A 21,375-nucleotide genomic window follows, 5' to 3' on the forward strand; every position below is an offset into this window, starting at 1 on the left:
ACTACATCCGCACCAGAGCGAACGTCCAGGTGTTCACTCCGGCGGGACCGTTCATACAGCCGACGTCGAAATGTGATTCGACGACGCCGGCCAGCGTGTTCGCGTCCCAGGTGTAGGTGTCGCGCGTCGGCATCGAGGGCCCGAACGGACAGTTCAGGCCGTTGGGGTAATCCGAGGTGAACGAGTACTGCCCGTTCACCAGTCGGGCGGTGCCGCCGTAGTATCCGCGGCCGAAGAAGTGCGGCCGGTCGATCGCGCTGATCTGAACGCACCCGGCCGGAAGGTCATCGAATTTGCCCATCGTCTCGCACGGGTAGGCCGCCCACACCCAGGTGGCATCGGTCCACCGGTTGCTCAGCACGTCATAGTTGCCGTAGCGCATGTCGGCCGCGGCGGGCGGCGCCAGGGCCGTGGCAACCGCGAGCGCGCCGAGCGCTGCACCGACAGTGGTTCGCATCATGGGCCGAACTCCCTCGAATTGCCTGGACTGGTGTACCGCTACAGGTCTCCGCGACGCCACAACGACTCGCCATCGGCGACACAGGTCAAAAACAGCCCGTCGGGTGCCTGCGCCACCTCGCCGGAGTACTCGTCGCACTTGCTGTTCTCCTCCTTGACGCCGTGCATCTCCGGAGAGCGGAACCAGCGCGGCTCGTAGCGGCGCGGCGACGCGCAGTACACCAGCCTGCCCGGCAGGGTCGAAGGCCCGGCAACAGCGGACCCGAAGACGAAGTAAGTCGTGTTGGAGCACGGCGCACCCAGCACGACATTCGGCGCGATTCCGGGTGTGCACGCCGGGACGTCGCACATCGGCACATACGGGTCGGCAACCGACGGCGCCGCGGGCGTCACGGCGGCGACTATCCCGGCGGCAAGTACCGCCGCGGCAAGCGATTTCATCACGTGGGTGGTCTGCATGGCTTCTCCTTCCGCCTAGAGCCGCTGCACGCTCAGCGGCATCAAGATCACCGTGGGCTGGTTGCGTCCACATGCCCCCGAGACGCCGATCGTTCTGTCGTAGCCGACAAGCAGATCGATGTTGCGTTTGTCGTACTGGCCGTTGAGGTCGCTGCCCTGGAACTGGTAGCGCTGCCGGCCCGGCGAGGTGGTGCCGTCCGGGCAGGTCTGCCAGTTCTCGTGGAAGCGGTCGACGATCCACCGCGAGGTGCGGAATTCCAGCGGCGCGGACCAGCCCTGATCGCTGCTCACCTGGCCGGTACAGACGTGCGCGTTCTCGCAACTGGAACTGAACGTCCACACCGAGGAGACGGTGACCTCGTCCATGAAGACCTCGTTGGTCTTGGCCCAGTCCCCCTTCGAGACGACTCGGTAGGGGCCGTTGAGCTCGAAGCCCAGCGCAGCCTGCGCCGGCGGCACCGGGGCCATCCCGGCAACAAGCCCGAACGCCGCTGTCGCGGCGGCTAATTCGCGTACCTGCATGTTATGTCCTCCTTCGGCTAGGACGGCATCAGGTCGGTCCACGACTTGGGTCCGGAACCGGGCATCAGGTTCGTCTGCTGCTCGTAGCGCCCGTCGGGTGTCATGTACTTGCCCGTGTTCGGGTCATAGGGCAACACCGCCACCGGTGGCCTCTGTTCAGCACTCCCGTCGTGCCCGGCGAACGGCGGCGGCGGCGCCGGAACCTCGGGCCGCGGGGAATCCGGCGATGTCCCCGACGGGGTGGCCCACGGCGGCAGCGGGGTGCCTCCGGTCGGGGCGAAGATCCGGTCGTTGAAATCGACCCGGTCATCGACCGGGATGCCTTGCTTGACCAGGTTCGGGTCGAACGGTCCGGGGCCGGTGAGGTGCTGACGCATCGCGATCGGCACGAACCCCTTCGGGTCGTCGCAGAGTTCGACGGTAGGCGCGCGCTTGCCCGGATGCTCGATACATGGGAAGTTGCGGGCGCCGCGCACCGATACCGGTGAGTCTTGCGGCAGTTTGCAGTACAGGCCGTCGGGGGTGTCGATCGTGGTGGTGTCGGCCGGCGAACGCCAGGACGACGGCGGCAGGAACCCGACGGTGCACGGGTTGGGGTCACCAAAGGTCAGGGTGAAGTCGCCCTGCGGCAGACCGGTCGGGTTGTTCTTGGGCAGACCGAACGATTGCTGGGCCGCAATGTATCCGGGCAGCAGCACCATCATCTGTTCCAGCGACGGGTTGTAGACCATCAGCACTTGTCCGAGGGTGTTCAGGTTCGCCAGCAGAATCGGCAGGGTGGGCTTGAGATCCTTCATCAGGCCGGACACTTCATCGGCGAATCCGGGGCCGCGCTGCAGGATGGCGCGCAACTGCGGGTCGTTAACGGCGACCTGTTCGGAGATCCCGGCCACGCTGCGCGCCCAGGTCCGGATCGCGTCGGTGCTTCGCTCCTGGGAGTCCAGCAATGGCGCAGCGTCATCGACCAGCCTGCGTACCTTGTCCGAGACCCGGTTGGCGTCACCGCTGATGGTGGTCGCCGAATCCAGCAGTGATTGGAAGTCATAGCCGGCGCCGTCGAAGGCTTGGAAGGTCTCGTCGAGCAGGCCACTGAGCCGGTCCTTGGGGATACTGTCGACCAGGGCACTGACCTGATCGAGCATCGGCCCGACCTGTTGGGGCACTTGGGTGTTGGACGCCGCGATCACCGAACCGTTCTGCAGGTAGGGGCCGTCATCGCTGCGCGGCAGCAGGTCGACATACTGCTCGCCGATCGCCGACACGCTGCGAACCGAGGCCACCAGGTCGGCGGGGATTTTCGGCGATCGATCCAGGGACAGCGTGGCACGTACACCGTTGCCGGTCAGCGCGACGTCGGTGACTGTGCCGATCTGCACGCCGTTGTAGGTGACGTTGGAGAATCGGTAGAGCCCGCCGGTCTCGGGCAGGTCCAGCTTGACCGTGACCCGGCCGATCCCGAGCAGCGTCGGCACCTGCATGTAGCCGAAGATCATGGCCCCGACGCCGATCACCGAGGCCACCAGGAACAGGATCAGCTGAATCCGCACAAAGCGTGTCAGCATCTAGCCACCGCCTTCCGACCCGAGCGCCCCCGGCGGTAAGCCTTGGCTCGACGACCGCAGAATCGGTTCTTGCAGCGGGTCGTAGGAATAGTTCAAGTACCACGGGTCACCGGGCGCCGGAACGAGTTTCGCGTCTTCATCGCCCCACTGCGTGCCGGCGAACATGGCGCGCTTGAGTCGCGGCTTGGTGAGGTCGAAGACGGCGAACAGGTTCAGGAAGTCGCCCCGCACGGCGCGCTCGATCGCATTGGGTCCGTAGGGGAAGGCCGAGGCGTAGGCCACCGCCGAGTTGAGTTCCGGACCGATATCGGCCAACGAACGCAACGCCGGTTCGATGTGGATGAGGTCGGAGACCAGTTGGTGCCCGGAGTCGTTGACCAGGCCCGCCGACAGGTCGCCGAACTGGCCCAGCTTGGTCATCGCGGTGACGAACTTGGGACGCTCCTTGATCAAGACGTCGATGGCCGGAGGGATCTTGTCCAGCGCACGGTGGATGGTGTCGCGCTGTCCGGCGAAAGTCGTGGCCGTCCGGTTCATCTCACCGATGGCCTCGACAATGTTGTTCCGCTGCCGGTCCAGCGCCCCGGTGAAGTTGTCCAGCCGGACGATCAGGTCGCGAATGTCGGCTTCCCGTCCCGCCATAGACGCGCTGAAGTTGTGGATGATGTCACCGATCTGGCCGAGCCCGCCCCCGTTGACGATTACCGCCAGCGACGACAGGGTCTGCTCGGTGGACGGATAGGTCGACGAGTCGCTCAACGGGATGGTGGCTCCCGACCTCAGCCGCCCCGTCGGCTGCTGTCCGATCGGCGAATTGAGCGCCAGATGCATCGAACCGAGCAGGCTGGTCTGCCCGACCGTCGCGACTGCATTAGCCGGGACCTCGACGCCGGGGTTGACCGCGATGTCGACGTTGGCATGCCAGTTGCTGACCGTCATCTTGCCGACGCTCCCGATCACCACGTCGGAGAGCAGCACCGGCGAATTGGATTCCAGTGTCCCGACATTGGCCAGCTGAACGGTGAAATGCTGCGCCCCGGAACCGCGGCCCTGAACACCGGGCAGCGCCACCGAGTTCAGCCCGCCGAAGGCGCAGCCGGTCGTGGTGACGGCGACCAAAGCCACGACCGCCGCGCTGCGCCGCAGGGAACGAAGACCGATCATGGCGTGGCCCCCCCTTCCGCGGGCAACGGACCGGGCAAGCCGGGCGGCGGCCCTGGCGGCGGACCGCCCGGCAGCAGCATCCCGTCGAAGGTGGTCGGGCTCGGCAGCGGCACTCCGGGGTTCAGTGGCGGCGTCGCCGCAGCGGGCAGCCCGTCGGGCGCAAGGGAACCGCGCGGTTGCAACGGATCCGTCCACCCCGGCGGCGGCGGGACGTCGCCGCGCAGCCCGGTGTAGGCCGAGATCGACGGCTCCTGTTCCGGCAAGTTCCCCGGGTGCTCGGCGTGCGGCATCAACGCCGGGTCGGTGTAGATCAACTTCTCCGGGCTGGCCGCCTTGGTCAGATACGGCGACATCGGCAACGGGAGCCCGTTGAAATTCAGCAGCCGCATGGCCGGCCCGAGGTACCCCTCGCACAGCTTGCCGGTCTCCGTCGACGTCACGTTGCCGACCGCGCCGGTCATCGTGCAGATCGCCTGAACCGGGTTGCTGAAGTTGGCGAAGGCGAACGAACCCACCGGGGTCCCGCTGGTCACGTTGTACATGTTGAGCGTGTTGGCGATCGCGTTCGGGGTGATATGCAGAATATTGCGGAGCGCATTCTTCGAATCGACCAGCGTCTGACTGACATTGGCCACGCCCTGCAACGCCTCGGCGGTTTCAGCGCGGCTCCCCGCCACGAAATCCCGCACCGTGTCGATCGCGCCGGCGAAGTCGGTCAGAGCGGCATCCAAGTTGGATCGGCTGTCGTTGACCACGCTCGTCAACGTGGCGAGCCGCGACTCGAACACCACGATCTGCTGATCGCTGTCACGTAGCGCCGTCACGAACGTCTGGAGGCCCGAGATGATGTCGACGATGTTGCCGCTGCCCTCGGCGAAGATCCGGGCCACGCCGGACAGTTGCGCCAACGTCTCGCGCAGCTTGGCGCCGTTGCCGTCCATCGCATTGGCCGCGCTGTCGATGAAGCGCGACGCCGACGTTCCCGAAACACCGCTGCGCGGACCCAGTTCCGCGGCAAGCCGGTTCAACTGGGTCTTGACCTCATCCCACTCGACCGGGACCGCGGTGTGCTCGCGCGGGATCACCGCGCCGTCAGCCATCCTCGGCCCGTCGCCGCGGTGGTAGGCGGGGGTCAGTTGGACGAACCGGGCCGCCACCAGGTTGGGCGCGACGATGACCGCTTTGGCCGCGGCCGGGATCGGCACCTTGCGGTCGACGCGCAGGGTGATCTTGGCCTGCGTACCCTGCGGTTCGATGCGGTCGATAGTGCCGACCTTCACCCCGGCGACCCGGACCTCGTCACCGGGATAGATGGCGGTCGCGGTGGAGAAGTACGCGGTGATCCGGGTCGGTTTCAGGATGGTCTGGCGAACCAGGATGCCCGCGCCCGCCAGTAGCAGCAGCGCCGCCAGGGCGACCGCCGCGATTCGCAGTGGTTTACGAGTCTTCATCGGGGCGGCAGGTCTCCTGGTTGCGGAATCCCGTTGACCGGGAACGGCAGTTCGGCACGCGGCCCGGCATTGTCCGGCGGCTGTCCGGCGTCGACGCCGCGCCGGAAGCCGAAGATGTAATCGAGGAACGGCTGGAGCAGCTGCGGCAGGAACAGGTTCGGCACATAGGCGCTGTAGTAGGCCCCGTTGGACACCGTCTCGCCTTGGGTGAGTTCGTATTTCGCCAGGCCTGGCAGCGCTTTGGCGAGGTTGTCCCGGTTCTTCTCCAGGATCTTGTTCAGTTCGATGATCTTCGCCAGCGTCGGTTTGAGCTGTTCGTTGTTCTGGGCGACGAGTTCGGACAGCTGGCGCGACACCGCCGACGTGCTGACCAGCAGGTTGACGATCGCCTGCCGTCGGGTGTTGAGCACATCGACGAGACTGTCGGCGTCCAGGATCAGCGAGTTGATCTGCTGGCTGCGTTCAGAGAGCACACCGGTGAGCTCGGCGGCCGACTTCAGCAGGCCGGCAAGGCCCTCGTTGCGGCTGTTCACCGCGCGGGACAGTCTGCTCAGACCGTCGAACGTCGGCCCGAGCTGCGGAGCGATCTGGTCGATGGTGTCCGAGAGGGTGTCCAACGACCGGTTCAGCGACTCGGTGTCGGTGCCGGCGGTATTGGAGGTCAGTTCGCCGACGACGTCGACCAATGAGTACGGCGACGACGTACGGGTGAGCGGGATGACCTCGAGCGGGCGCAGCTTGCCGCTGCCCTCCGGCTCCACGGTCAGCACCCGCTCGCCGAGCAACGACCCGGTGCGGATGTGCGCGGTGGTCTGCGAGCCCAACGGGTATTTGCCGGCCAGGGTGAACGTCACCAGGGCGTCGCCGTTGTCGAGTGCGACATCGGTGACCGAGCCGACCTTGATCCCCGACAGCGTGACGTCGGCACCAGTGCTCAGGCCACCGGCTTCGGCGAACCGGGCCTGGTAACGCACGCAGGTAGCCCACTGGATCAGTTGCTCAGGCTGCAGCCCGATCGCGACGACGAAGGCTACGACCACAATGCCGATCAGGCCCATCCTGCTCAGCTGGCTGCCGCGGTATTTCAGCATCAGCGCGCCCCCCGCCGTACCGGCGCGGCACCGGGCAACACGCTGCTCAGTCGGTGTCGCTGCATCGGCCCTCCTCCGCTTTGATCCAGGGGAACACCGCCGTACGGCCCTGGGTATCGCTGACCCGGATCTGCACAGCGCAGAGGTAGTACTGGATGAACCCGCCGTAGGCGCCGAGGCGGATGGCCTTGCGGTAGTTCTCCGGCGCCTTCTGCAACGACATGTCCAGGCCGGCCAGGTCCGCGTTGATGGCGGTGGTCAACCGATCGACCTGAGTGATGGTGTTGGTCAACGGATCCCGCGCGTTGCCGAGCAGATCGGCCAGCGATGCGGTGCCGCGGTCCAAGGCCGTCACCGCGGTCCCGATCGGGTCGCGGTCGGCGGCCAAGCCGGCGACCAGTTTGTTGAGTCGATCGATCGCCCCGGAAAACCGCTTGTCGCCGTTGGACAAGGTGGCCAGCGTGGTGCGCAGTTGGTCGATCAGGGACTCGATCACCTGGTTGTTGTCGGCCAGCGAGCTTGAGAACGACGACGTCCGAGACATCAGTGATTCGATGGTGCCGCCTTGGCCCTGCATGATCTGGATCAGCGAGGCGGTGAGCGAGTTGACGTCCTGCGGATTCAGTCCGCGGATCACCGGCTTGAGGCCGTTGAGCAGCAGGTCCAGATCCAGTGCGGGTGCGGTCCGTTCCAGGGGGATCTCCGAGCCGGCCGGCAACAGCCGGGTCGAGCCCGGTCCGTCCGTCAGTTCCAGGTAGCGGTCGCCGACCAGATTCAAGTAGCGCACCGAGGCCTGCGTCCCGGTGGTGAGCGAAATGTTGCGGTCGGCCTGAAATTTCACCAGCACCGTGCCGTCTTTGCGTAGAGACACGCCCCCCACCGTGCCGACGCGCACGCCGGCCACTCGCACGCTGTCCCCGGATTTCAGCCGGGAGGCGTCGGAGAACACCGCCTGGTAGCCCACGGTCGGACCGGTGCGGACCTCGGCGAAGATCGCGAACAGAAATATCGTCGCCAGCACCATCACCGCGGCGTAGATGCCGAACTTGACCAGGGGTCCCAAAGAGCGTGTCATCCCGGCATCCCCACCTGGGCGCTGTTGCGCGGCGGCCCGCCGATCGGTCCGAACAGCGCCTGCTTGAGGCCATCGGAGTTGAGCAGGATGCCTTGGTTGCCGTATTCATACGGGTTGGCTCCGGTGTCGGCGATCAGCGCGGGCACCCGGTATTCCGGCGGCACGTCGGGCAGGCCCAGTTCCGTGCAGTAGGAGCGGTCGGAGCGGGCCGCCACCTTCGGTAGGTGGTCGGGGTAGCGGTAGCGTTCCTTGGCCAACGTGAAGCTGGCGGTGATGATGATGCCGGGGACGTTGAACGGCGGCGAATTGGCGAAGGGCACCAAGCCGCCGATCGAACAGCCGAGTTCCTCGTGATATTTGTCCAGCAGCGCAGCAGTCGGCTCCAGCACGTGCGTCAGGTCGGTCAAGGCCTGGCGGTTGTCGCCCAGCACCTCGTTGCCGGTATCGGCCAGACCGATGGCACTGAGCAGGAAGGTGTCCAGACTGTTGCGCTCAGCCACGATGCTGTCGCTCATGGTGCTGGTGGCGTTGAGCGCAGTGGTGAGGTCCGGTGCCGCGTCGGCGTAAGACCGGAACACCGGCGGCATCGTGGCGGCCTCGTGTTCGAGCGTGTTCAGGCTGGGCTCGATCTCGGCCAGCAGCTTGTCGAAGTCGGTGAGCGCCTGCCCGATCTTCTGCCCGCGACCGTTGAAGGCCGTCGAGACCGCGCTCAGCGTTTCGTTCAGCTTCTTCGGGTCGATCTTGTCCAATACCCGGACGAGCTGCTGGAACACCGTATTGATTTCGACGGTGACGTGTTCGCCCGCCAGCACCTGACCGGCATGCAGCCGCGTGGCCTCCGGATCCGGCGGGGCCACCAACTCGACGGACTTGGCCCCGAAGACCGTCGTGGAGGCGATCCGGGCGGTGACGTTCGCCGGAATCAACCGCAGTTGGTCGGGTTGCATCTCCAGCCGCAGCACCGCGGTGCCGTCCGGTCGAGGATCGATGGCCCCGACTTTGCCCACCTGAACCCCGCGCAGCTTGACCTTGGCGTCGGGATACATCACCAGCCCGGCCCGCTGCGACACCACGCTGACCGGGACCGTGCGGGTGAAGCTGCCCCGGAACAAGCCGATCGCCAGCCCGACGACAGCCGCGATCGTCACGATGGTCACCAGCCCGATCAGTGGCCGTAGGTAGGCCGGCTGTTTCCCTCGCGGCGAGCCGGGCCGATGTCGTCCCGCGGCGGAGCCCCGGTGAATCCCTTCGTCGGATTCCCGGTCCATCGGTGGATCTGCGGTCGCCCCGAGAACCATTAGGCCGCCGCCACCGCGACGTCAGCGTGATCCATCGCCGCCGCCCCTTTCCACGATGGTGACCGCCGATACCGCAGTCGGCCCCCCAAGGTTGTGCGCCAAGCCAATCCGGGCGCCATCGACTTGATTGACCGCTGTACCGCGCAACTGCTCGAAGAGTTCTACGCACTGTCCCACACCGGTGGCACCCGGCGGGTGGCCTTTGCACTTCAAGCCTCCGCTGGGGTTCACCGGCAGCGCTCCCCCGACGCTGGTCGCCTCAGTTTCCAGCAGCTTGTGGGCCTCGAACCGGTCAGCGAAGCCGAGATCTTCGTAGCTGATCAGCTCCACCCCGGTGAAATAGTCGTGCACCTCCGCGACGTCGATGTCAGCCGGCGTCAATCCGGCCATGGCGAACGCCCGCTTGGCGGCGCGCACCGTCGCCGGAAACGTGGTCATGTCGCGCTTGTGCTGATGCATCACCGAGTCCAGCCCCAAGCCGACCCCGCGGACCCACACCGGCCGATCGGTGAAGCGGTCGACCACGTCCTCGGCCGCCAGCAGCAGCGCCGCGGCGCCGTCGCTCTGCGGCGCGCAGTCATAGACACCGAACGGCGACACCACCGTGGGCGCCTCGAGGGCTTGTTCCAGCGTGATCTCGAAGCGCAGCCGGGCCTTGGGGTTGGCCACGCCGTGCCGGTGGTTCTTCACCGCCACCATCGCCAGATGTTCCCGGGTGGCGGGCGATTCGTGCAGGTAACGCTGCAGATGCAGGGCGAAACCGGCGGGAGCGACCAGGCCCAGCGGGTAATCCCACGCCATGTCGCGCACCGCGCCCTCCCAGGCCCACAGCATGTCCTTGGTGGCGATCTCACGCAGCTTGTCCGCGCCGATGACCAGGGCGACGTCCACCGCCCCGGAGGCGACCGCGAACAGTGCATTGCGGACCGCGTCGTTGCCGGTGGCGCAGGAATTCTCCACCCGGGTCACCGGCAGGTCCGGCAGCCCGAGGGTGTCGGCCAGGATCCCGGACGGGAACCCGTCGGTGGTGCCCAGCGCCCCGAACCAGGCCGCCTGCACATCGGTCTTGGTCAGTCCCTTGTCGACGCTGGCGGCGCACTCGGCGAAGGCCATCGGCAACAGGTCCTTGATGCCCAGCGCGAAATGCTCCCGGAACGGCGTCATCCCGGCGCCGACGATTCCTACGCGCCGCATGCGACCGCCTCGGGTTGATCCGCCGGGTCGAAGGGTTCGAAGGCGTAGCCGTAGTCGGGCACCCCGGAGCGCACCGCGATCCGGCGCAACACCAGCCGGCCGCGGTCGCCGATCCAGGCACTGCCGGCCGGGGCTCCGGTCACTTTCACCAGCGCCCGGACCGCAACGTCGTCGAGTTCGACGATCACCAGCGAGTAGGGCGTCCGCAGGCCGGGCACCGGCAGGTGCACGCTGACCTCGGTGTAGACCGTGCCGGTGCGCGGTAGTTCCACCAGCTCGTAGTCGGTGCTCAGCGTGCTGTCGTCGCCGACCCGGTAACGCGGCGGGAAGTCGAGTTCGTTGCTGTCGGAGTGCTTACCCGCCTCCCAGCGCACCTTGGCCTCGAAAGCGCGCTCGTAGGCGGCCAGCGAGATCGGCAGGTCGGCGCCCGGCGTCAGCACGCTCGGCGGCAGCGGCCGGGCCACCGGTTCGCGACGGTGCACCGCGACCTCACCGCCGGACACATTGATGCCGGACAGGTTGGCCTGCTCGACGGCGACCAGCGGGCCCTCGGTCTGAGTCTCGGCCAGCACCGCCAACGCGAACAGCCCGGAGCTGGCGCCGGTCGTCGGCAGCGGCGTCGGCTCGCCGCTGCACAAGGCGACCGCGCGCTCGTGCTCGACCCCGGCCAGCATCACCGGGGTGTCGGCCCAGGCCTGGGCCAGCGATGTCACCACCCCGCGCTCGTGCAGCAGCCGCGGGTCGCCATAGTCGTGCACCACCCCGACCGCATTGCGGGTACGCACCGGCAGGCTGCGCGCGATCCGGGCCGCGGTGCGGATGCGTAGGCCGTCGTCGGCGGTCAGGACCGCCACGGCGCCGCTCCCATACGGCGGTCCCAGCTTCGCCTCTCCTCCGTCGAGCCTCGCTGAACCGCCGGCCGGGGCGACATCGACACCGATGACCAGGGTCCGCGGCCGCGCCGAGCTCAACGCGTCGAGTGCGGCGGGCGCACCACCGAGTCGTTCGACCACTTCCAGTTCCGGATCCAGACCCAACCCCGCCAGCAGCACCGCGGCGTTGCTGCTCTCGGTCAGCGGAAGATCGCGGCTCACGACCACGAGCCGTTCCACCGCACCGCCGGCGGCCAGCGCGGCGCGGCCGGCCTCGACAGCCAAAGTGATGGCGTCCTCGTCGTCACCGGCCAGCCGCCGTAGGGGGGTTCCCCAGCACGGCAGGTAGGTGCCAATCGAAGCTACGTACGGCATCGCGATCCCAGACTTCTCAGGTGACCGCGCCGACGGTCTTCAGCTCGATGATGCGGTCCCAGTCCAGCCCTAGGTCGGTCAGGATCTCGTCGGTCTGCTCGGCGAAGCCGGGGGCCGGGCCGGTTTCCGCGGCGGTGACGTCGAATTGGACCGGGTTGGCGACCAACTCGAGCTCGCCGGCCTGCACGATGTAGTCGTTGGCGCGGATCTGCGCGTCCTGGGCGGCCTGCAGGGTGTCCTGGACCGGCGCCCACGGGCCGGCCAGGGTGGCGAAGCGCTCGCTCCACTCGGGCAGCGTCCGCTTGGCCATCGCCTCGCGCAGGATCTCCACGGCCGCCGGGGTGTGCTCGGTAAACGACTGCGCGGTGGCGAACCGCGGATCGTCGATGTAGGCGTCGAGTTCCATGTGCCTGCACACGTCGGCCCAGAACTTGGTGGGCTGCATCATGACAAACGAGATGTAGCGCTCGTCGGCGGTCGCGTAGACCCCGACCAGCGGGTTGATCGGCGAGCCGTGGACACCGGGCGGCTGTTGGACCAGACGCTCGTTCAGATGACTGGTCAAGGCGACGGTGTGGCCCATCGCCCACAGGCCGCTGCCCAGCAGTGAGACGTCGACGACCGAGGGCTCACCGGTGCGCTCACGCTTGAACAGTGCCGCCGCGATACCGCCGGCCAGGTTGGTGCCGGAGATGGTGTCGCCGTAGGCGGGCCCCGGCGGTGCGATCATGCCCTCGATGCCGGGCGGGGTGATGGTGGCCGCGGTACCGGCGCGACACCAGAAGGCGGTCATGTCGTAGCCGCCTTTTTCCGATTCGATGCCGCGGGGGCCCAGCGCGCTGCCGCGGGCGTAGATGATCTTCGGGTTGACCGCACGGATGTCTTCGACGTCCATGGCGAACTTCTTGCGGTGGCCGGGCAGAAAACTGGTCAGGAAAACGTCTGCCCGCTTTGCCAATTCGAGCAACACTTCGCGGCCTTGCGGTATCGACACGTCCAGGCCGATGCTGCGCTTGCCGCGGTTGGCGTGCTCGATGTTCGGGTTGGGGTCGCCCTCGACGCGCAGCATGCCGGTCTGACGCAACCCGCGCTGCGGATCCCCGGTGACCGCGTGCTCGACCTTGATGACCTCGGCACCCCATTCGGCCAGCACCGCACCGGCCGACGGAACGAAGCCGTACATCGCGACCTCGAGCACCCGGATGCCCTCCAGCGGCCTCATTCGGCGGCTCCTACGGGCGCGGCGAAGGTCTTGCTCTCCAGGAATTCCTCCAAACCGGCGACGCCCATCTCGCGGCCGATGCCGGACTGCTTGTATCCACCGAAGGGGGCGTCGGGACTGAAGTAGTTGCCGCCGTTTATGGAGAACGTCCCGGTGCGGATCCGCCGGGCCAGCGCCACCGCCCGATCATGGCTGCCGAAGACGGCGCCGGACAGCCCGTAGATCGAGTTGTTGGCGATCCGCACCGCATCGTCGTCGTCGTCGTAACCGATCACCGCCAGCACCGGCCCGAAGACTTCTTCCTGGGCGATCTCGCTGTCCGGATCGACTCCTGTGAGCAGCGTCGGGGTGTAGAAGAAGCCGGGGTCGACCTTTTCGCCGCCGGTCACCAAGGTGGCTCCCGCGGCGACCGCGCGCTGCACCATGCCGTCGACCTTGTCGCGCTGCTTGGCACTGATCAGCGGACCCATGTAGGTCTTCGGATTCGTCGGGTCGCCGTAGCGCACGTGGGAGAAGTTGGTCTTGATCAACTCGACGATCTCGTCGTGATGGCTGTTGGGCACCAGCAGCCGCGACGTCAGGGCACAGCCCTGGCCGGCGTGCGTGACCATCGAGAACGAGGCGAAGACCGCGGCCATGTTGAAGTCGGCGTCGTCGAGCACGATCGCCGCGGACTTGCCGCCGAGTTCGAGGAAGACCCGCTTGAGCGTCTCGCTGGCGGCGGCCATAATCGCCCGCCCGGTCGGGGTGGATCCGGTGAAGGTGACCATGTCGACGTCGGGGTCGGTGGTCAGCACCGCGCCGACCTGCGCGTCTGACGAGCTGAGCACATTGACGACGCCGGCCGGGATGTCGGTGTGGTTGGCGATGAGCTCCCCGAGCGCCAACGTCACCAACGGGGTGTCGGGGGCGGCCTTGAGCACCAGGCTGCAACCGGCGGCCAGGGCGGGGGCCAGCTTCGCCAGCGCCAGCTGGTTGGGGTAGTTGTAGGCGATGATTGCGGCGACGACGCCGGCGGCTTCTTTCTCCACCCAGCGGTGGTGCAGCATCCCGCGACTCTCGACGTTGCCGAGGTCTTCGGTCATCGGATAGTCGCGGAGCAGATCGGCGTAGTAGCGCACGATCGCGATCGGCTGATCCAGCTGAGCGCCCTGGGTCAGCGCCGCAGTGGCTCCGACCTCGGCGATGGTGAGCGCGGCGAGTTCGTCGCGGTGCTCGACCAGAGCCCGATGCAGCTGGTCCAGGCAACGGATCCGCAGTTCGGTGTTGGTGGCCCAGTCGCCGGTGTCGAAGGCCCGCCGCGCCGCCGCGACGGCTGCGGTGGCCTGCTCGACGCCGGCCTCGGGCGCGTAGCCCAGGACTTCTCCGGTAGCCGGGTTGAGCGACGGATACGTCCGGTCCGCGCCCACCAGCTTGCCGTCGATCAGCAGTTGCCGGGCGGCCACCTGCTCGGTGGCCTGCGCAACGCCGGGGTCACCGGTGATGGTCCCTGCCGTTTCCTGCGAACCCATGCAAGCCTCCCGCCGGGTAACTACATTCTCATGTGCGGCGAATCATACATCTCGTCAGGGAGAACTCAAGCGCAGTCGGAATCCCGTCAGCAGCCCCGGCGGCCGACACGTCAGCGCAGCGATTCGGCATCCTCCCTGCTGGGAGCCGGTTCGTCCGAGCCTTGCCAGAAACAGTTGGACGAGAGTACGATTCTCACACCTTGGAAAGGGGATTCTTTGTGGGCGAGACGGACCTCGTGAGAACGGCTGTGGTAACCGGGGGCGCCTCAGGCATCGGCGCGGCGGTGGTAACCCGCCTGCGGACCGCCGGCCACCGGGTGGCGATCATCGACCTCAAACCGGGCGAGCAGGACCTGGCGTTCGCCGCCGACGTCACCGACCGCGGACAGATCGACGCCGCCTTGACGCAGATCCGCCAACAGCTGGGTCCGGTCACCATCCTCGTCAACGCCGCCGGCAAGGACGGCTTCAAGAAGTTCAGCCACATCAGTTTCGAGGACTGGCAGCAGATCATCGACATCAACCTCAACGGTGTCTTCCACACCGTCCAGGCGGTGCTGCCCGACATGGTCGAGGCCGGCTGGGGGCGCATCGTCAACATCTCCTCGTCGAGCACCCACTCCGGTACCCCGTATATGGCGCACTATGTTGCGGCCAAATCCGCGGTGAACGGACTCACCAAGACCCTGGCTCTGGAATACGGGCCGAGCGGCATCACGGTCAACGCCGTGCCGCCCGGCTTCATCGACACCCCGATGCTGCGCAACGCCGCAGACCACGGATTCCTCGGCGACATCGACGACAACATCGCCAAGACCCCCGTGCGCCGGATGGGCAGACCCGAAGACATCGCCGCAGCATGCGCCTTCCTGATCTCCGAGGAGGCCGGCTACATCACCGGGCAGATTCTGGGCGTCAACGGCGGTCGCAACACCTGACATTCGCCGGACCGAGGCATTCGATAACGAAAGGAACAGCTGTGGGACGCGTTGCCGGAAAGGTCGCATTCATCACGGGGGCCGCCCGCGGGCAGGGCCGCAGCCACGCGCTGCGGCTGGCCGAGGAGGGCGCCGACATCATCGCGGTCGACCTGTGCCAGGACATCGAGACGATCGGCTATCCGATGGCACGGCCCGAAGACCTCGAAGAAACCGCCAAGCTGGTGGAGAAGACCGGGCGCGGCATCATCACCGCGCAGGCCGATGTGCGCGACGCGGCGGCGCTGAAGACCGCGCTGGACGCCGGGATCGCCGAGTTCGGCAAGCTCGACATCGTCGTCGCGCAGGCCGGTGTGGCCGGCATGAAGGGAAACCCGCCGCTGCAGGCGTGGATCGACGTCATCAACACCAACCTGGTCGGCACCATCAACGGCATCCAGGTCGCACTGCCGCATCTGGGCGAGGGCGCGTCGATCATCGCCACCTCCTCGGCGGCGGCGTTGATGGACGCCCACCAGAAGGCCAATCCCGGTAACGACCCGGGCGGCATGGCTTACATGACCTCCAAACGCCTGATGGCCCAGTATGTTCACGATCTGGCCACCGAGCTGGCGGTGCGCGGCATCCGCGCCAACGTCATCCACCCGACCAACTGCAACACCGACATGTTGCAGAGTGAGCCGATGTACCGGTCCTTCCGCCCGGACCTGGAGCACCCGACCCGTGCGGACGCCGAACCGGTGTTCTATGTGCAGCAGGCGATGAAGGTGCCCTTCATCGAACCCGAGGACATCTCCAACGCGGTGCTCTGGCTCGCCTCCGACGAGGCCCGCTACGTCACCGGAATGCAGTTGCGGGTCGACGCGGGCGGATACCTCAAGTGGTACGACTACCACGTCTGATTGCGGCGCGGCGCAATTCGGCACGTTCGATAGGAGCAGCATGAAAGTTTGGGTTGACCCGGATCGCTGTCAGGGCCACGGCCTGTGCAAGATGATCGCTCCGGATTCCTTCGACCTCGACGACATCGACGGTCACTCCACGGCGGTCAGTGAGGACGTCGTGACCGGGCAGGAGGACGTGGTGATCGAAGCCATGCGGTCTTGCCCGGAGCGTGCGATTTTCGTAGACGGGAAGGACTCCACCGGTCAGGTCGCGACCGGTGCAGGTCAGCCAGATTGGACCACGCAGTGAACGAGCAGAAGACGCAGCGGCACTACCATTTCGATCGCCACGCGCCGGAATATCGTGACCGATTCCTTGACATCACCGACGAGATGCATTCCAAGTGCCCGATGGCTTGGAGCGACACGTACGACGGTCACTGGGTGGCCGCCGGTGCCGCGGAAGTCTTCGAACTGGCCCGGTGCCCACACGTCTCCAACGACCACGACATCAACAATGAGCGTCGCGGGTACAAGGGCATCTCCATCCCGCCCGCAAAGCGGGCCCAGAACCGGGGTGGCGTGCTCGAGATGGACGGCGAGGAGCAGCAGTTCTACCGCGACCTGCTGAACCCGTACATGTCGCCGGCCGCCATCAAACGGTGGATTCCCCTCATCGACGAGATCACCCGTGCCGCAATCAACGAGAAGATCGAGGACGGTCACATCGACTTCGTCGACGACCTGGCCAACGTCGTGCCGGCCGTCTTCACCCTGGCGATCCTCGGCATCCCGCTCAAGAATTGGACGATCTACTGCGAACCGGTGCACGCCGCGGTGTACACCCCCGAGAACGACCCGGACTCGGTGCGCGTGGCCGAGATGCACCGGCAGATGGGCTTGGATCTGGCCACCAACTACTTTGAGGTCAAACAGAATCCGCGGCCCGGAATCGTCAACGCCCTCGCCCAGGCCAAGCGCAACGGTGAACCGATTCCCGACCTCGACGGACTCTCGATGGTGGGTGTAGTGATCGGTGGAGGCTTCGATACCACCACCGCGCTGACCGCTCACAGCCTGGAGTGGCTGGCCGAGCATCCGGATGAACGGGAGCGCCTCAGCCGGGAGCGCGAGAAGCTGTTCAATCACGCCACAGAGGAGTTCCTGCGCTACTTCACGCCGGCCCCGGGTGACGGACGCACCTTCTCCGAGGACGTCGAAGTGGCCGGGGTACAGGTCAAGGAGGGCGAGCGGCTGTGGCTGTCCTGGGCGATGGCAAACCGCGACCCGTCGGTGTTCGAAGAACCCAACCGCCTCATCATGGACCGGAAAGGCAACCGGCATTTCAGCTTCGGACTCGGTGTGCACCGCTGCATCGGCTCACACGTCGCGCGTGCCGTGTACAAGTCGATGATGCTCGCGGTGCTCGACCGGATGCCGGACTACCGCTGTGATCCCGATGGCGCGGTGCACTACGACACCATCGGTGTCATCCAGGGCATGAGGCATCTGCCGGCCACATTCACGCCCGGGAAGCGGATCGGCCCGGGGCTGGATGAGACCTTGGAGAAGCTGCAGCGGATCTGCGACGAGCAGCAGTGCGCCCTGCCGATCACCGAGCGCAAGGAGTCTGTCGTTATCGACTGAGGTCCCCCTGCGCGAGCAGTCGCAAAAGCCCCCAATTCCCGCCTGGAATGGGGGCTTTCGCGACTGCTCGCGGCGGTTGGGCCGGTGGTTGGCGCGTCAACCGCGGGGCAGGCCCAACACCTGCTGGGCGACGATGTTGCGGTGGATCTCCGAGGTGCCGCCGGCGATGGTGCCCGAGAAGCTGCGGGCGTGCCGTTCGAACCAACTGGCGAAGTAGCTGTCGAGGTTCATCGGCGCATACGGCCCGGAGTTGGCCGGATGGATCAGACCCGATGACCCCGCGGCGTCCAGTGCGTAGCCGGTGGCGTACATCTCGGCTTCGGAGCCGAGCAGCTTGAGCACCGACAGGGCGGGCACATCCTCCTCGCCGCGGGCGGCCCGGGCCAGCGCCCGGGAGCCGAGCAGGCGCAGCGCCTGGTAATCCATGACGGCCGTGGCAAACTGGTCGCGTGCCAACGCACCGTCGGGGCGAAAATCGGCGATCACATTGTCGAGCCGGTCGGCGAAACCCAGCCACATCATGGTGCGTTCGTGTCCGAGGGATCCGTTGGCCACCCGCCAACCGCCGTTGAGCGGGCCGACGAGGTTCTCCCCCGGCACCCGCACATCGGTGAAGAACACCTCGTTGAAGTCTTTGTCGTCGATCCCGCAGATGGTGGGGAACGGGCGGCACACCACGCCCGGGGTGTCGGTGGGGATCAACAAGACGCTGATGCCCTTGTGCTTGGGTGCATCGGGATCGGTGCGCACGAACGTCAGCAGCACATCGGCGTCGTGAGCACCCGAGGTCCACACCTTCTGGCCGTTGACGATGAAATCCTCACCGTCGCGGTCCGCCCTGGTCCGCAGCGACGCCAGGTCCGAGCCGGCGCTCGGCTCGCTCATCCCCAGCGACGCGGTGATCTCGGCACGCAGAATCGGCACCGCCCAGCGCCGCTTCTGCTCATCGCTGCCGAACGAAAGCAACGACGCCGCAATGATATTCACACCCTGTGGATTGAAGCTGTGATAAATCCGGCGCCGACACAGTTCGTCGGCGTGGACGAACTGCTGCAGCAGGGTGGCGTTGCGGCCGCCGAACTCCGGCGGGTTGCCGGGCAGCAGCCAGCCGTTGTCGAACAGCAACCGCTGCCAGCGGCGCGCCCACTCCGGCATGTGCGACACCGACCGCGGCCGCTCCAACGTGTCGGCCTCGGCCGGCAGATTGGCGTCGAGGAAGGCCGCGAACTCGGCACGGAACTCCTCGACCTCGGGATCAAACGTGAGCTGCAAGGTACTCCTCTGCGATGGCCGCGCGGTGCTCTGCGGCACCACCGAGCATCAGCTCACCGGCTTTGGCCCGCTTGAGCGCGAACTGCAGGTCGTTCTCCCAGGTGAAGCCCATCGCGCCGAACAGCTGCAGTCCGTGCCGGAAGACGACCGACTGACATTCTCCGGCCGCCGCCTTCGCCATCGCCGACGCCATCCGCCGCCGGGGGTCGTCGGCCGCGATCGTCAGTGCCGCGAAATACGCCAGCGCCCGGGCACGTTCGATCGCCACGTGCATGTCGGCCGCCTTGTGCTGGACCGCCTGGAACGAGCCGATCGGCACCCCGAACTGCTGGCGGCCGCGTACGTGCTCGAGTGCCAGATCGAGGATCCGCTGGCAGGCGCCGACCATCGTCATCGCCATCCCGGTGAGCGCGACATGGCGGGCCCGCTCAACGTCGACGCGCATCCGCGCGGTGTCAGGCACCTCGACTCCGCTGAACGACACGTCGGCCACGTGCAGCGTCGGGTCGAACACCGAGGCCGTCCGCGTCGTCACCGCGGCGGCGTCGACCAGAAACACCCCGGCATCGGCGACCACCGCCAGCCGTTCGGCCCGATCACCATCGAGCACGTTCAGCGCGGTTCCGTCCAGCACCCAGCCGGCGGCGTTGCGGTAGGCGCTCACGCCGCGGTACACCGCCGCGCCGGCCGAACCGTCGCCGCGATGGTGCTCACCGACCAGGGGGGCGAACTGGGTCATGGTCGCCAGGAACGGTGTGGGGTCGGTGGCGCGGCCCAGTTCTTCGAGGACGATCGCCAGCTCTACCGCCGTCTCCGGCTCGTGCAACTCGGTCCAGCCAAGATCGACGTAGACCTTCCACAACGAGTCGATCGCATCATCCGCGCCGCCCTCGGCCTCGGCCACACCGCGCACCAGCGAGGGCGAGCACTGCTTGCCCACCACGTCGCGCACTGTGCCCTGCCACAGTCGCTGATCCGCATCGAACTCCAACAGCATTGCGTCACCTCCTCCACGCGCCCGTCGAGAATAACATTCTCGTTAGCGAATGTAACGATCTCAATCTGAGATACCGTGCTGCCACACCGTATCGCGGGCTGGCAGCGGTCACTGCGCCCCCTGCCTGCAGCGGCCGGTCACCCCATGGATGAGAATCCAGTTCTTGCAAGCAAAGAATACAGCTATACAATGGAGTCCGGCTCGTGGTGACTCCCCACAGCGCGCTCCGTGGCGGGCGCGGGGTCCGGCGAATGAAGGGCGGAGTTGATGATCGAACACCCGGACGGCACCGGGACGCCCGTCATCGACGCCAGCGTGCACATCTTCGCGGCGTCCAACTCCGACCTGCGCAGCTACCTGCGGGAGCCCTACCGCAGCCGCGGCTTCCCCGACTACGAGATGGACTGGTATGGGGCGCCGGGCGGCGAGTATGCCCCCGGCACCGAGGGCGCCAACGGCCAGTACCCGGGCTCGGACCCCGACGTGGTGGCCCAGCATCTGTTCGCCGAGCGCGGTGTTGACGTGGCGGTGCTGCACCCGATGACGCGCGGGAGCATGCCCGATCGGCACCTCGGGTCGGCGATCGCCGCGGCGCACAACGAGATCCTGGTGTCGCGCTGGCTGGACCACCCCGAGCACGGCGAGCGCTTCCGCGGCACGATCCGGGTCAACCCCGACGACATCGCCGGAGCGCTGAAGGAGATCGACCGGTGGAAGGACCACCCGCGGGTGGTGCAGATCGGCGTTCCGTTGCAATCCCGCGAGCTGTTCGGCAAGCCGCAGTTCTGGCCCTTGTGGGAGGCGGCGATCGACGCGGGCCTGCCGGTGGCCGCGCACATCGAGGTCGGCTCGGGCATCGCCGCCTCGCCGACGCCGTCGGGGGGCACCCGCACCTACGAGCAGTACGTCGGATTCATGGCGTGCAACTACCTGTATCACCTGATGAACATGATCGCCGAGGGCGTGTTCGAGCGGATGCCGGCGCTGAAGTTCGTCTGGGCCGACGGCGGCGCGGATCTGCTGACCCCGTTCATCTGGCGGATGGACACCTTCGGCAGGCCACACCTGGAGCAGACGCCGTGGGCGCCCGAGATGCCCAGCGACTACCTGCCCGAGCATGTCTACTTCGTCCAAGGCGCCATGGACGGTCCCGGGGACACCGAGTTCGCCGGGGAATGGTTCGGCTTCACCGGCAAGGACGACATGGTGATGTACGGGTCGAGCTATCCGCACTGGCAGCGCAATGAACTGGCGGTGCCGAGCTCGTTCAGCGCCGAACAACGCGACAAGCTGTGCTGGCGCAATGCCAGCCGGCTTTACGGCATAGAAATCCCGGCCGTTCCGGCCGCCGCGGGCGCACACTAGAGAACAGCTGGATCAAG

General features: G+C 67.0%; 19 protein-coding genes and 1 pseudogene. 5 read left to right on the forward strand and 15 right to left on the reverse strand.

The window, feature by feature from the left end:
- Window position 1: 1 nt before the first annotated feature.
- The 13 genes from AC5Y31_RS06465 to AC5Y31_RS06525 are packed head-to-tail and all read right to left on the reverse strand — an operon-like array spanning window position 2 to window position 14,255.
- Window positions 2-460, reverse strand: coding sequence for a hypothetical protein (locus tag AC5Y31_RS06465; RefSeq protein WP_499979050.1), 459 nt, complete (start codon window positions 458-460; stop codon window positions 2-4).
- Between the two features lie 38 nt (window positions 461-498).
- A complete protein-coding gene (locus AC5Y31_RS06470) occupies window positions 499-918 on the reverse strand; it encodes a hypothetical protein (protein ID WP_499979051.1) in 420 nt (139 codons plus the stop codon).
- Window positions 919-933: 15 nt separating this feature from the next.
- Complete coding sequence (locus tag AC5Y31_RS06475; RefSeq protein WP_499979053.1) at window positions 934-1,440, reverse strand: Rv2253/PknI dimerization domain-containing protein; 507 nt, start codon at window positions 1,438-1,440, stop codon at window positions 934-936.
- 17 nt (window positions 1,441-1,457) lie between these two features.
- Window positions 1,458-3,002, reverse strand: coding sequence for an MCE family protein (locus AC5Y31_RS06480; RefSeq protein WP_499979054.1), 1,545 nt, complete (start codon window positions 3,000-3,002; stop codon window positions 1,458-1,460).
- On the reverse strand, window positions 3,003-4,166 hold the full coding sequence (locus AC5Y31_RS06485; protein WP_499979056.1) for an MCE family protein: 1,164 nt from the start codon (window positions 4,164-4,166) through the stop codon (window positions 3,003-3,005).
- A complete protein-coding gene (locus AC5Y31_RS06490) occupies window positions 4,163-5,617 on the reverse strand; it encodes an MCE family protein (protein ID WP_499979057.1) in 1,455 nt (484 codons plus the stop codon). The genes AC5Y31_RS06485 and AC5Y31_RS06490 overlap by 4 nt, the downstream gene beginning before the upstream one ends.
- A complete protein-coding gene (locus tag AC5Y31_RS06495) occupies window positions 5,614-6,708 on the reverse strand; it encodes an MCE family protein (RefSeq protein ID WP_499979058.1) in 1,095 nt (364 codons plus the stop codon). Before AC5Y31_RS06495 ends, AC5Y31_RS06490 begins: the two co-directional genes overlap by 4 nt.
- A gap of 46 nt (window positions 6,709-6,754) precedes the next feature.
- Window positions 6,755-7,783 (reverse strand): MCE family protein, encoded by a 1,029-nt coding sequence (locus AC5Y31_RS06500; protein WP_065026332.1) that lies wholly within the window; start codon window positions 7,781-7,783, stop codon window positions 6,755-6,757.
- Window positions 7,780-9,081: an MCE family protein gene (locus tag AC5Y31_RS06505; RefSeq protein WP_499979060.1), complete on the reverse strand. Its 1,302-nt coding sequence runs from the start codon at window positions 9,079-9,081 to the stop codon at window positions 7,780-7,782. Before AC5Y31_RS06505 ends, AC5Y31_RS06500 begins: the two co-directional genes overlap by 4 nt.
- A gap of 21 nt (window positions 9,082-9,102) precedes the next feature.
- Window positions 9,103-10,275: a thiolase C-terminal domain-containing protein gene (locus AC5Y31_RS06510; RefSeq protein ID WP_499979061.1), complete on the reverse strand. Its 1,173-nt coding sequence runs from the start codon at window positions 10,273-10,275 to the stop codon at window positions 9,103-9,105.
- A complete protein-coding gene (locus tag AC5Y31_RS06515; protein ID WP_499979062.1) occupies window positions 10,263-11,522 on the reverse strand; it encodes a Zn-ribbon domain-containing OB-fold protein in 1,260 nt (419 codons plus the stop codon). Before AC5Y31_RS06515 ends, AC5Y31_RS06510 begins: the two co-directional genes overlap by 13 nt.
- 16 nt (window positions 11,523-11,538) lie before the next feature.
- Entirely contained in the window at window positions 11,539-12,744 is a 1,206-nt protein-coding gene (locus AC5Y31_RS06520) for a CaiB/BaiF CoA transferase family protein (protein ID WP_499979065.1), read from the reverse strand.
- Window positions 12,741-14,255, reverse strand: coding sequence for an aldehyde dehydrogenase family protein (locus AC5Y31_RS06525; RefSeq protein WP_499979067.1), 1,515 nt, complete (start codon window positions 14,253-14,255; stop codon window positions 12,741-12,743). Before AC5Y31_RS06525 ends, AC5Y31_RS06520 begins: the two co-directional genes overlap by 4 nt.
- A gap of 236 nt (window positions 14,256-14,491) precedes the next feature.
- Between AC5Y31_RS06525 and AC5Y31_RS06530 the strand changes: the two genes are divergently transcribed.
- From AC5Y31_RS06530 to AC5Y31_RS06545, 4 genes and pseudogenes are all read left to right on the forward strand, one after another.
- On the forward strand, window positions 14,492-15,193 hold the full coding sequence (locus tag AC5Y31_RS06530) for an SDR family NAD(P)-dependent oxidoreductase (protein WP_499979072.1): 702 nt from the start codon (window positions 14,492-14,494) through the stop codon (window positions 15,191-15,193).
- A gap of 41 nt (window positions 15,194-15,234) precedes the next feature.
- A complete protein-coding gene (locus AC5Y31_RS06535) occupies window positions 15,235-16,095 on the forward strand; it encodes a mycofactocin-coupled SDR family oxidoreductase (RefSeq protein ID WP_499979074.1) in 861 nt (286 codons plus the stop codon).
- A 40-nt stretch (window positions 16,096-16,135) separates the two neighbouring features.
- Window positions 16,136-16,321 (forward strand): annotated as a pseudogene (locus AC5Y31_RS06540) (ferredoxin); the annotation flags it as partial.
- Between the two features lie 62 nt (window positions 16,322-16,383).
- Entirely contained in the window at window positions 16,384-17,724 is a 1,341-nt protein-coding gene (locus AC5Y31_RS06545; RefSeq protein WP_499979076.1) for a cytochrome P450, read from the forward strand.
- A gap of 96 nt (window positions 17,725-17,820) precedes the next feature.
- Here AC5Y31_RS06545 and AC5Y31_RS06550 read toward each other — a convergent pair whose 3' ends face one another.
- Window positions 17,821-18,996: an acyl-CoA dehydrogenase family protein gene (locus AC5Y31_RS06550; protein ID WP_499979078.1), complete on the reverse strand. Its 1,176-nt coding sequence runs from the start codon at window positions 18,994-18,996 to the stop codon at window positions 17,821-17,823.
- A complete protein-coding gene (locus tag AC5Y31_RS06555; RefSeq protein ID WP_301633536.1) occupies window positions 18,980-19,993 on the reverse strand; it encodes an acyl-CoA dehydrogenase family protein in 1,014 nt (337 codons plus the stop codon). The genes AC5Y31_RS06550 and AC5Y31_RS06555 overlap by 17 nt, the downstream gene beginning before the upstream one ends.
- A gap of 267 nt (window positions 19,994-20,260) precedes the next feature.
- Here AC5Y31_RS06555 and AC5Y31_RS06560 point away from each other — a divergent pair, with 267 nt between their 5' ends.
- A complete protein-coding gene (locus AC5Y31_RS06560; protein ID WP_499979082.1) occupies window positions 20,261-21,358 on the forward strand; it encodes an amidohydrolase family protein in 1,098 nt (365 codons plus the stop codon).
- Window positions 21,359-21,375: the final 17 nt, after the last annotated feature.

It is taken from the genome of Mycobacterium sp. NGS18 (assembly GCF_059813185.1).

Bases quoted from the DNA above. Each gene is read 5' to 3' on its own strand.
- AC5Y31_RS06465 (WP_499979050.1), bottom strand. From the start codon at position 460: ATGATGCGAACCACTGTCGGTGCAGCGCTCGGCGCGCTCGCGGTTGCC.
- AC5Y31_RS06490 (WP_499979057.1), bottom strand. From the start codon at position 5,617: ATGAAGACTCGTAAACCACTGCGAATCGCGGCGGTCGCCCTGGCGGCG.
- AC5Y31_RS06475 (WP_499979053.1), bottom strand. From the start codon at position 1,440: ATGCAGGTACGCGAATTAGCCGCCGCGACAGCGGCGTTCGGGCTTGTT.
- AC5Y31_RS06485 (WP_499979056.1), bottom strand. From the start codon at position 4,166: ATGATCGGTCTTCGTTCCCTGCGGCGCAGCGCGGCGGTCGTGGCTTTG.
- AC5Y31_RS06520 (WP_499979065.1), bottom strand. From the start codon at position 12,744: ATGAGGCCGCTGGAGGGCATCCGGGTGCTCGAGGTCGCGATGTACGGC.
- AC5Y31_RS06500 (WP_065026332.1), bottom strand. From the start codon at position 7,783: ATGACACGCTCTTTGGGACCCCTGGTCAAGTTCGGCATCTACGCCGCG.
- AC5Y31_RS06510 (WP_499979061.1), bottom strand. From the start codon at position 10,275: ATGCGGCGCGTAGGAATCGTCGGCGCCGGGATGACGCCGTTCCGGGAG.
- AC5Y31_RS06525 (WP_499979067.1), bottom strand. From the start codon at position 14,255: ATGGGTTCGCAGGAAACGGCAGGGACCATCACCGGTGACCCCGGCGTT.
- AC5Y31_RS06560 (WP_499979082.1), top strand. From the start codon at position 20,261: ATGATCGAACACCCGGACGGCACCGGGACGCCCGTCATCGACGCCAGC.
- AC5Y31_RS06515 (WP_499979062.1), bottom strand. From the start codon at position 11,522: ATGCCGTACGTAGCTTCGATTGGCACCTACCTGCCGTGCTGGGGAACC.
- AC5Y31_RS06470 (WP_499979051.1), bottom strand. From the start codon at position 918: ATGCAGACCACCCACGTGATGAAATCGCTTGCCGCGGCGGTACTTGCC.
- AC5Y31_RS06480 (WP_499979054.1), bottom strand. From the start codon at position 3,002: ATGCTGACACGCTTTGTGCGGATTCAGCTGATCCTGTTCCTGGTGGCC.
- AC5Y31_RS06505 (WP_499979060.1), bottom strand. From the start codon at position 9,081: ATGGTTCTCGGGGCGACCGCAGATCCACCGATGGACCGGGAATCCGAC.
- AC5Y31_RS06555 (WP_301633536.1), bottom strand. From the start codon at position 19,993: ATGCTGTTGGAGTTCGATGCGGATCAGCGACTGTGGCAGGGCACAGTG.
- AC5Y31_RS06495 (WP_499979058.1), bottom strand. From the start codon at position 6,708: ATGCTGAAATACCGCGGCAGCCAGCTGAGCAGGATGGGCCTGATCGGC.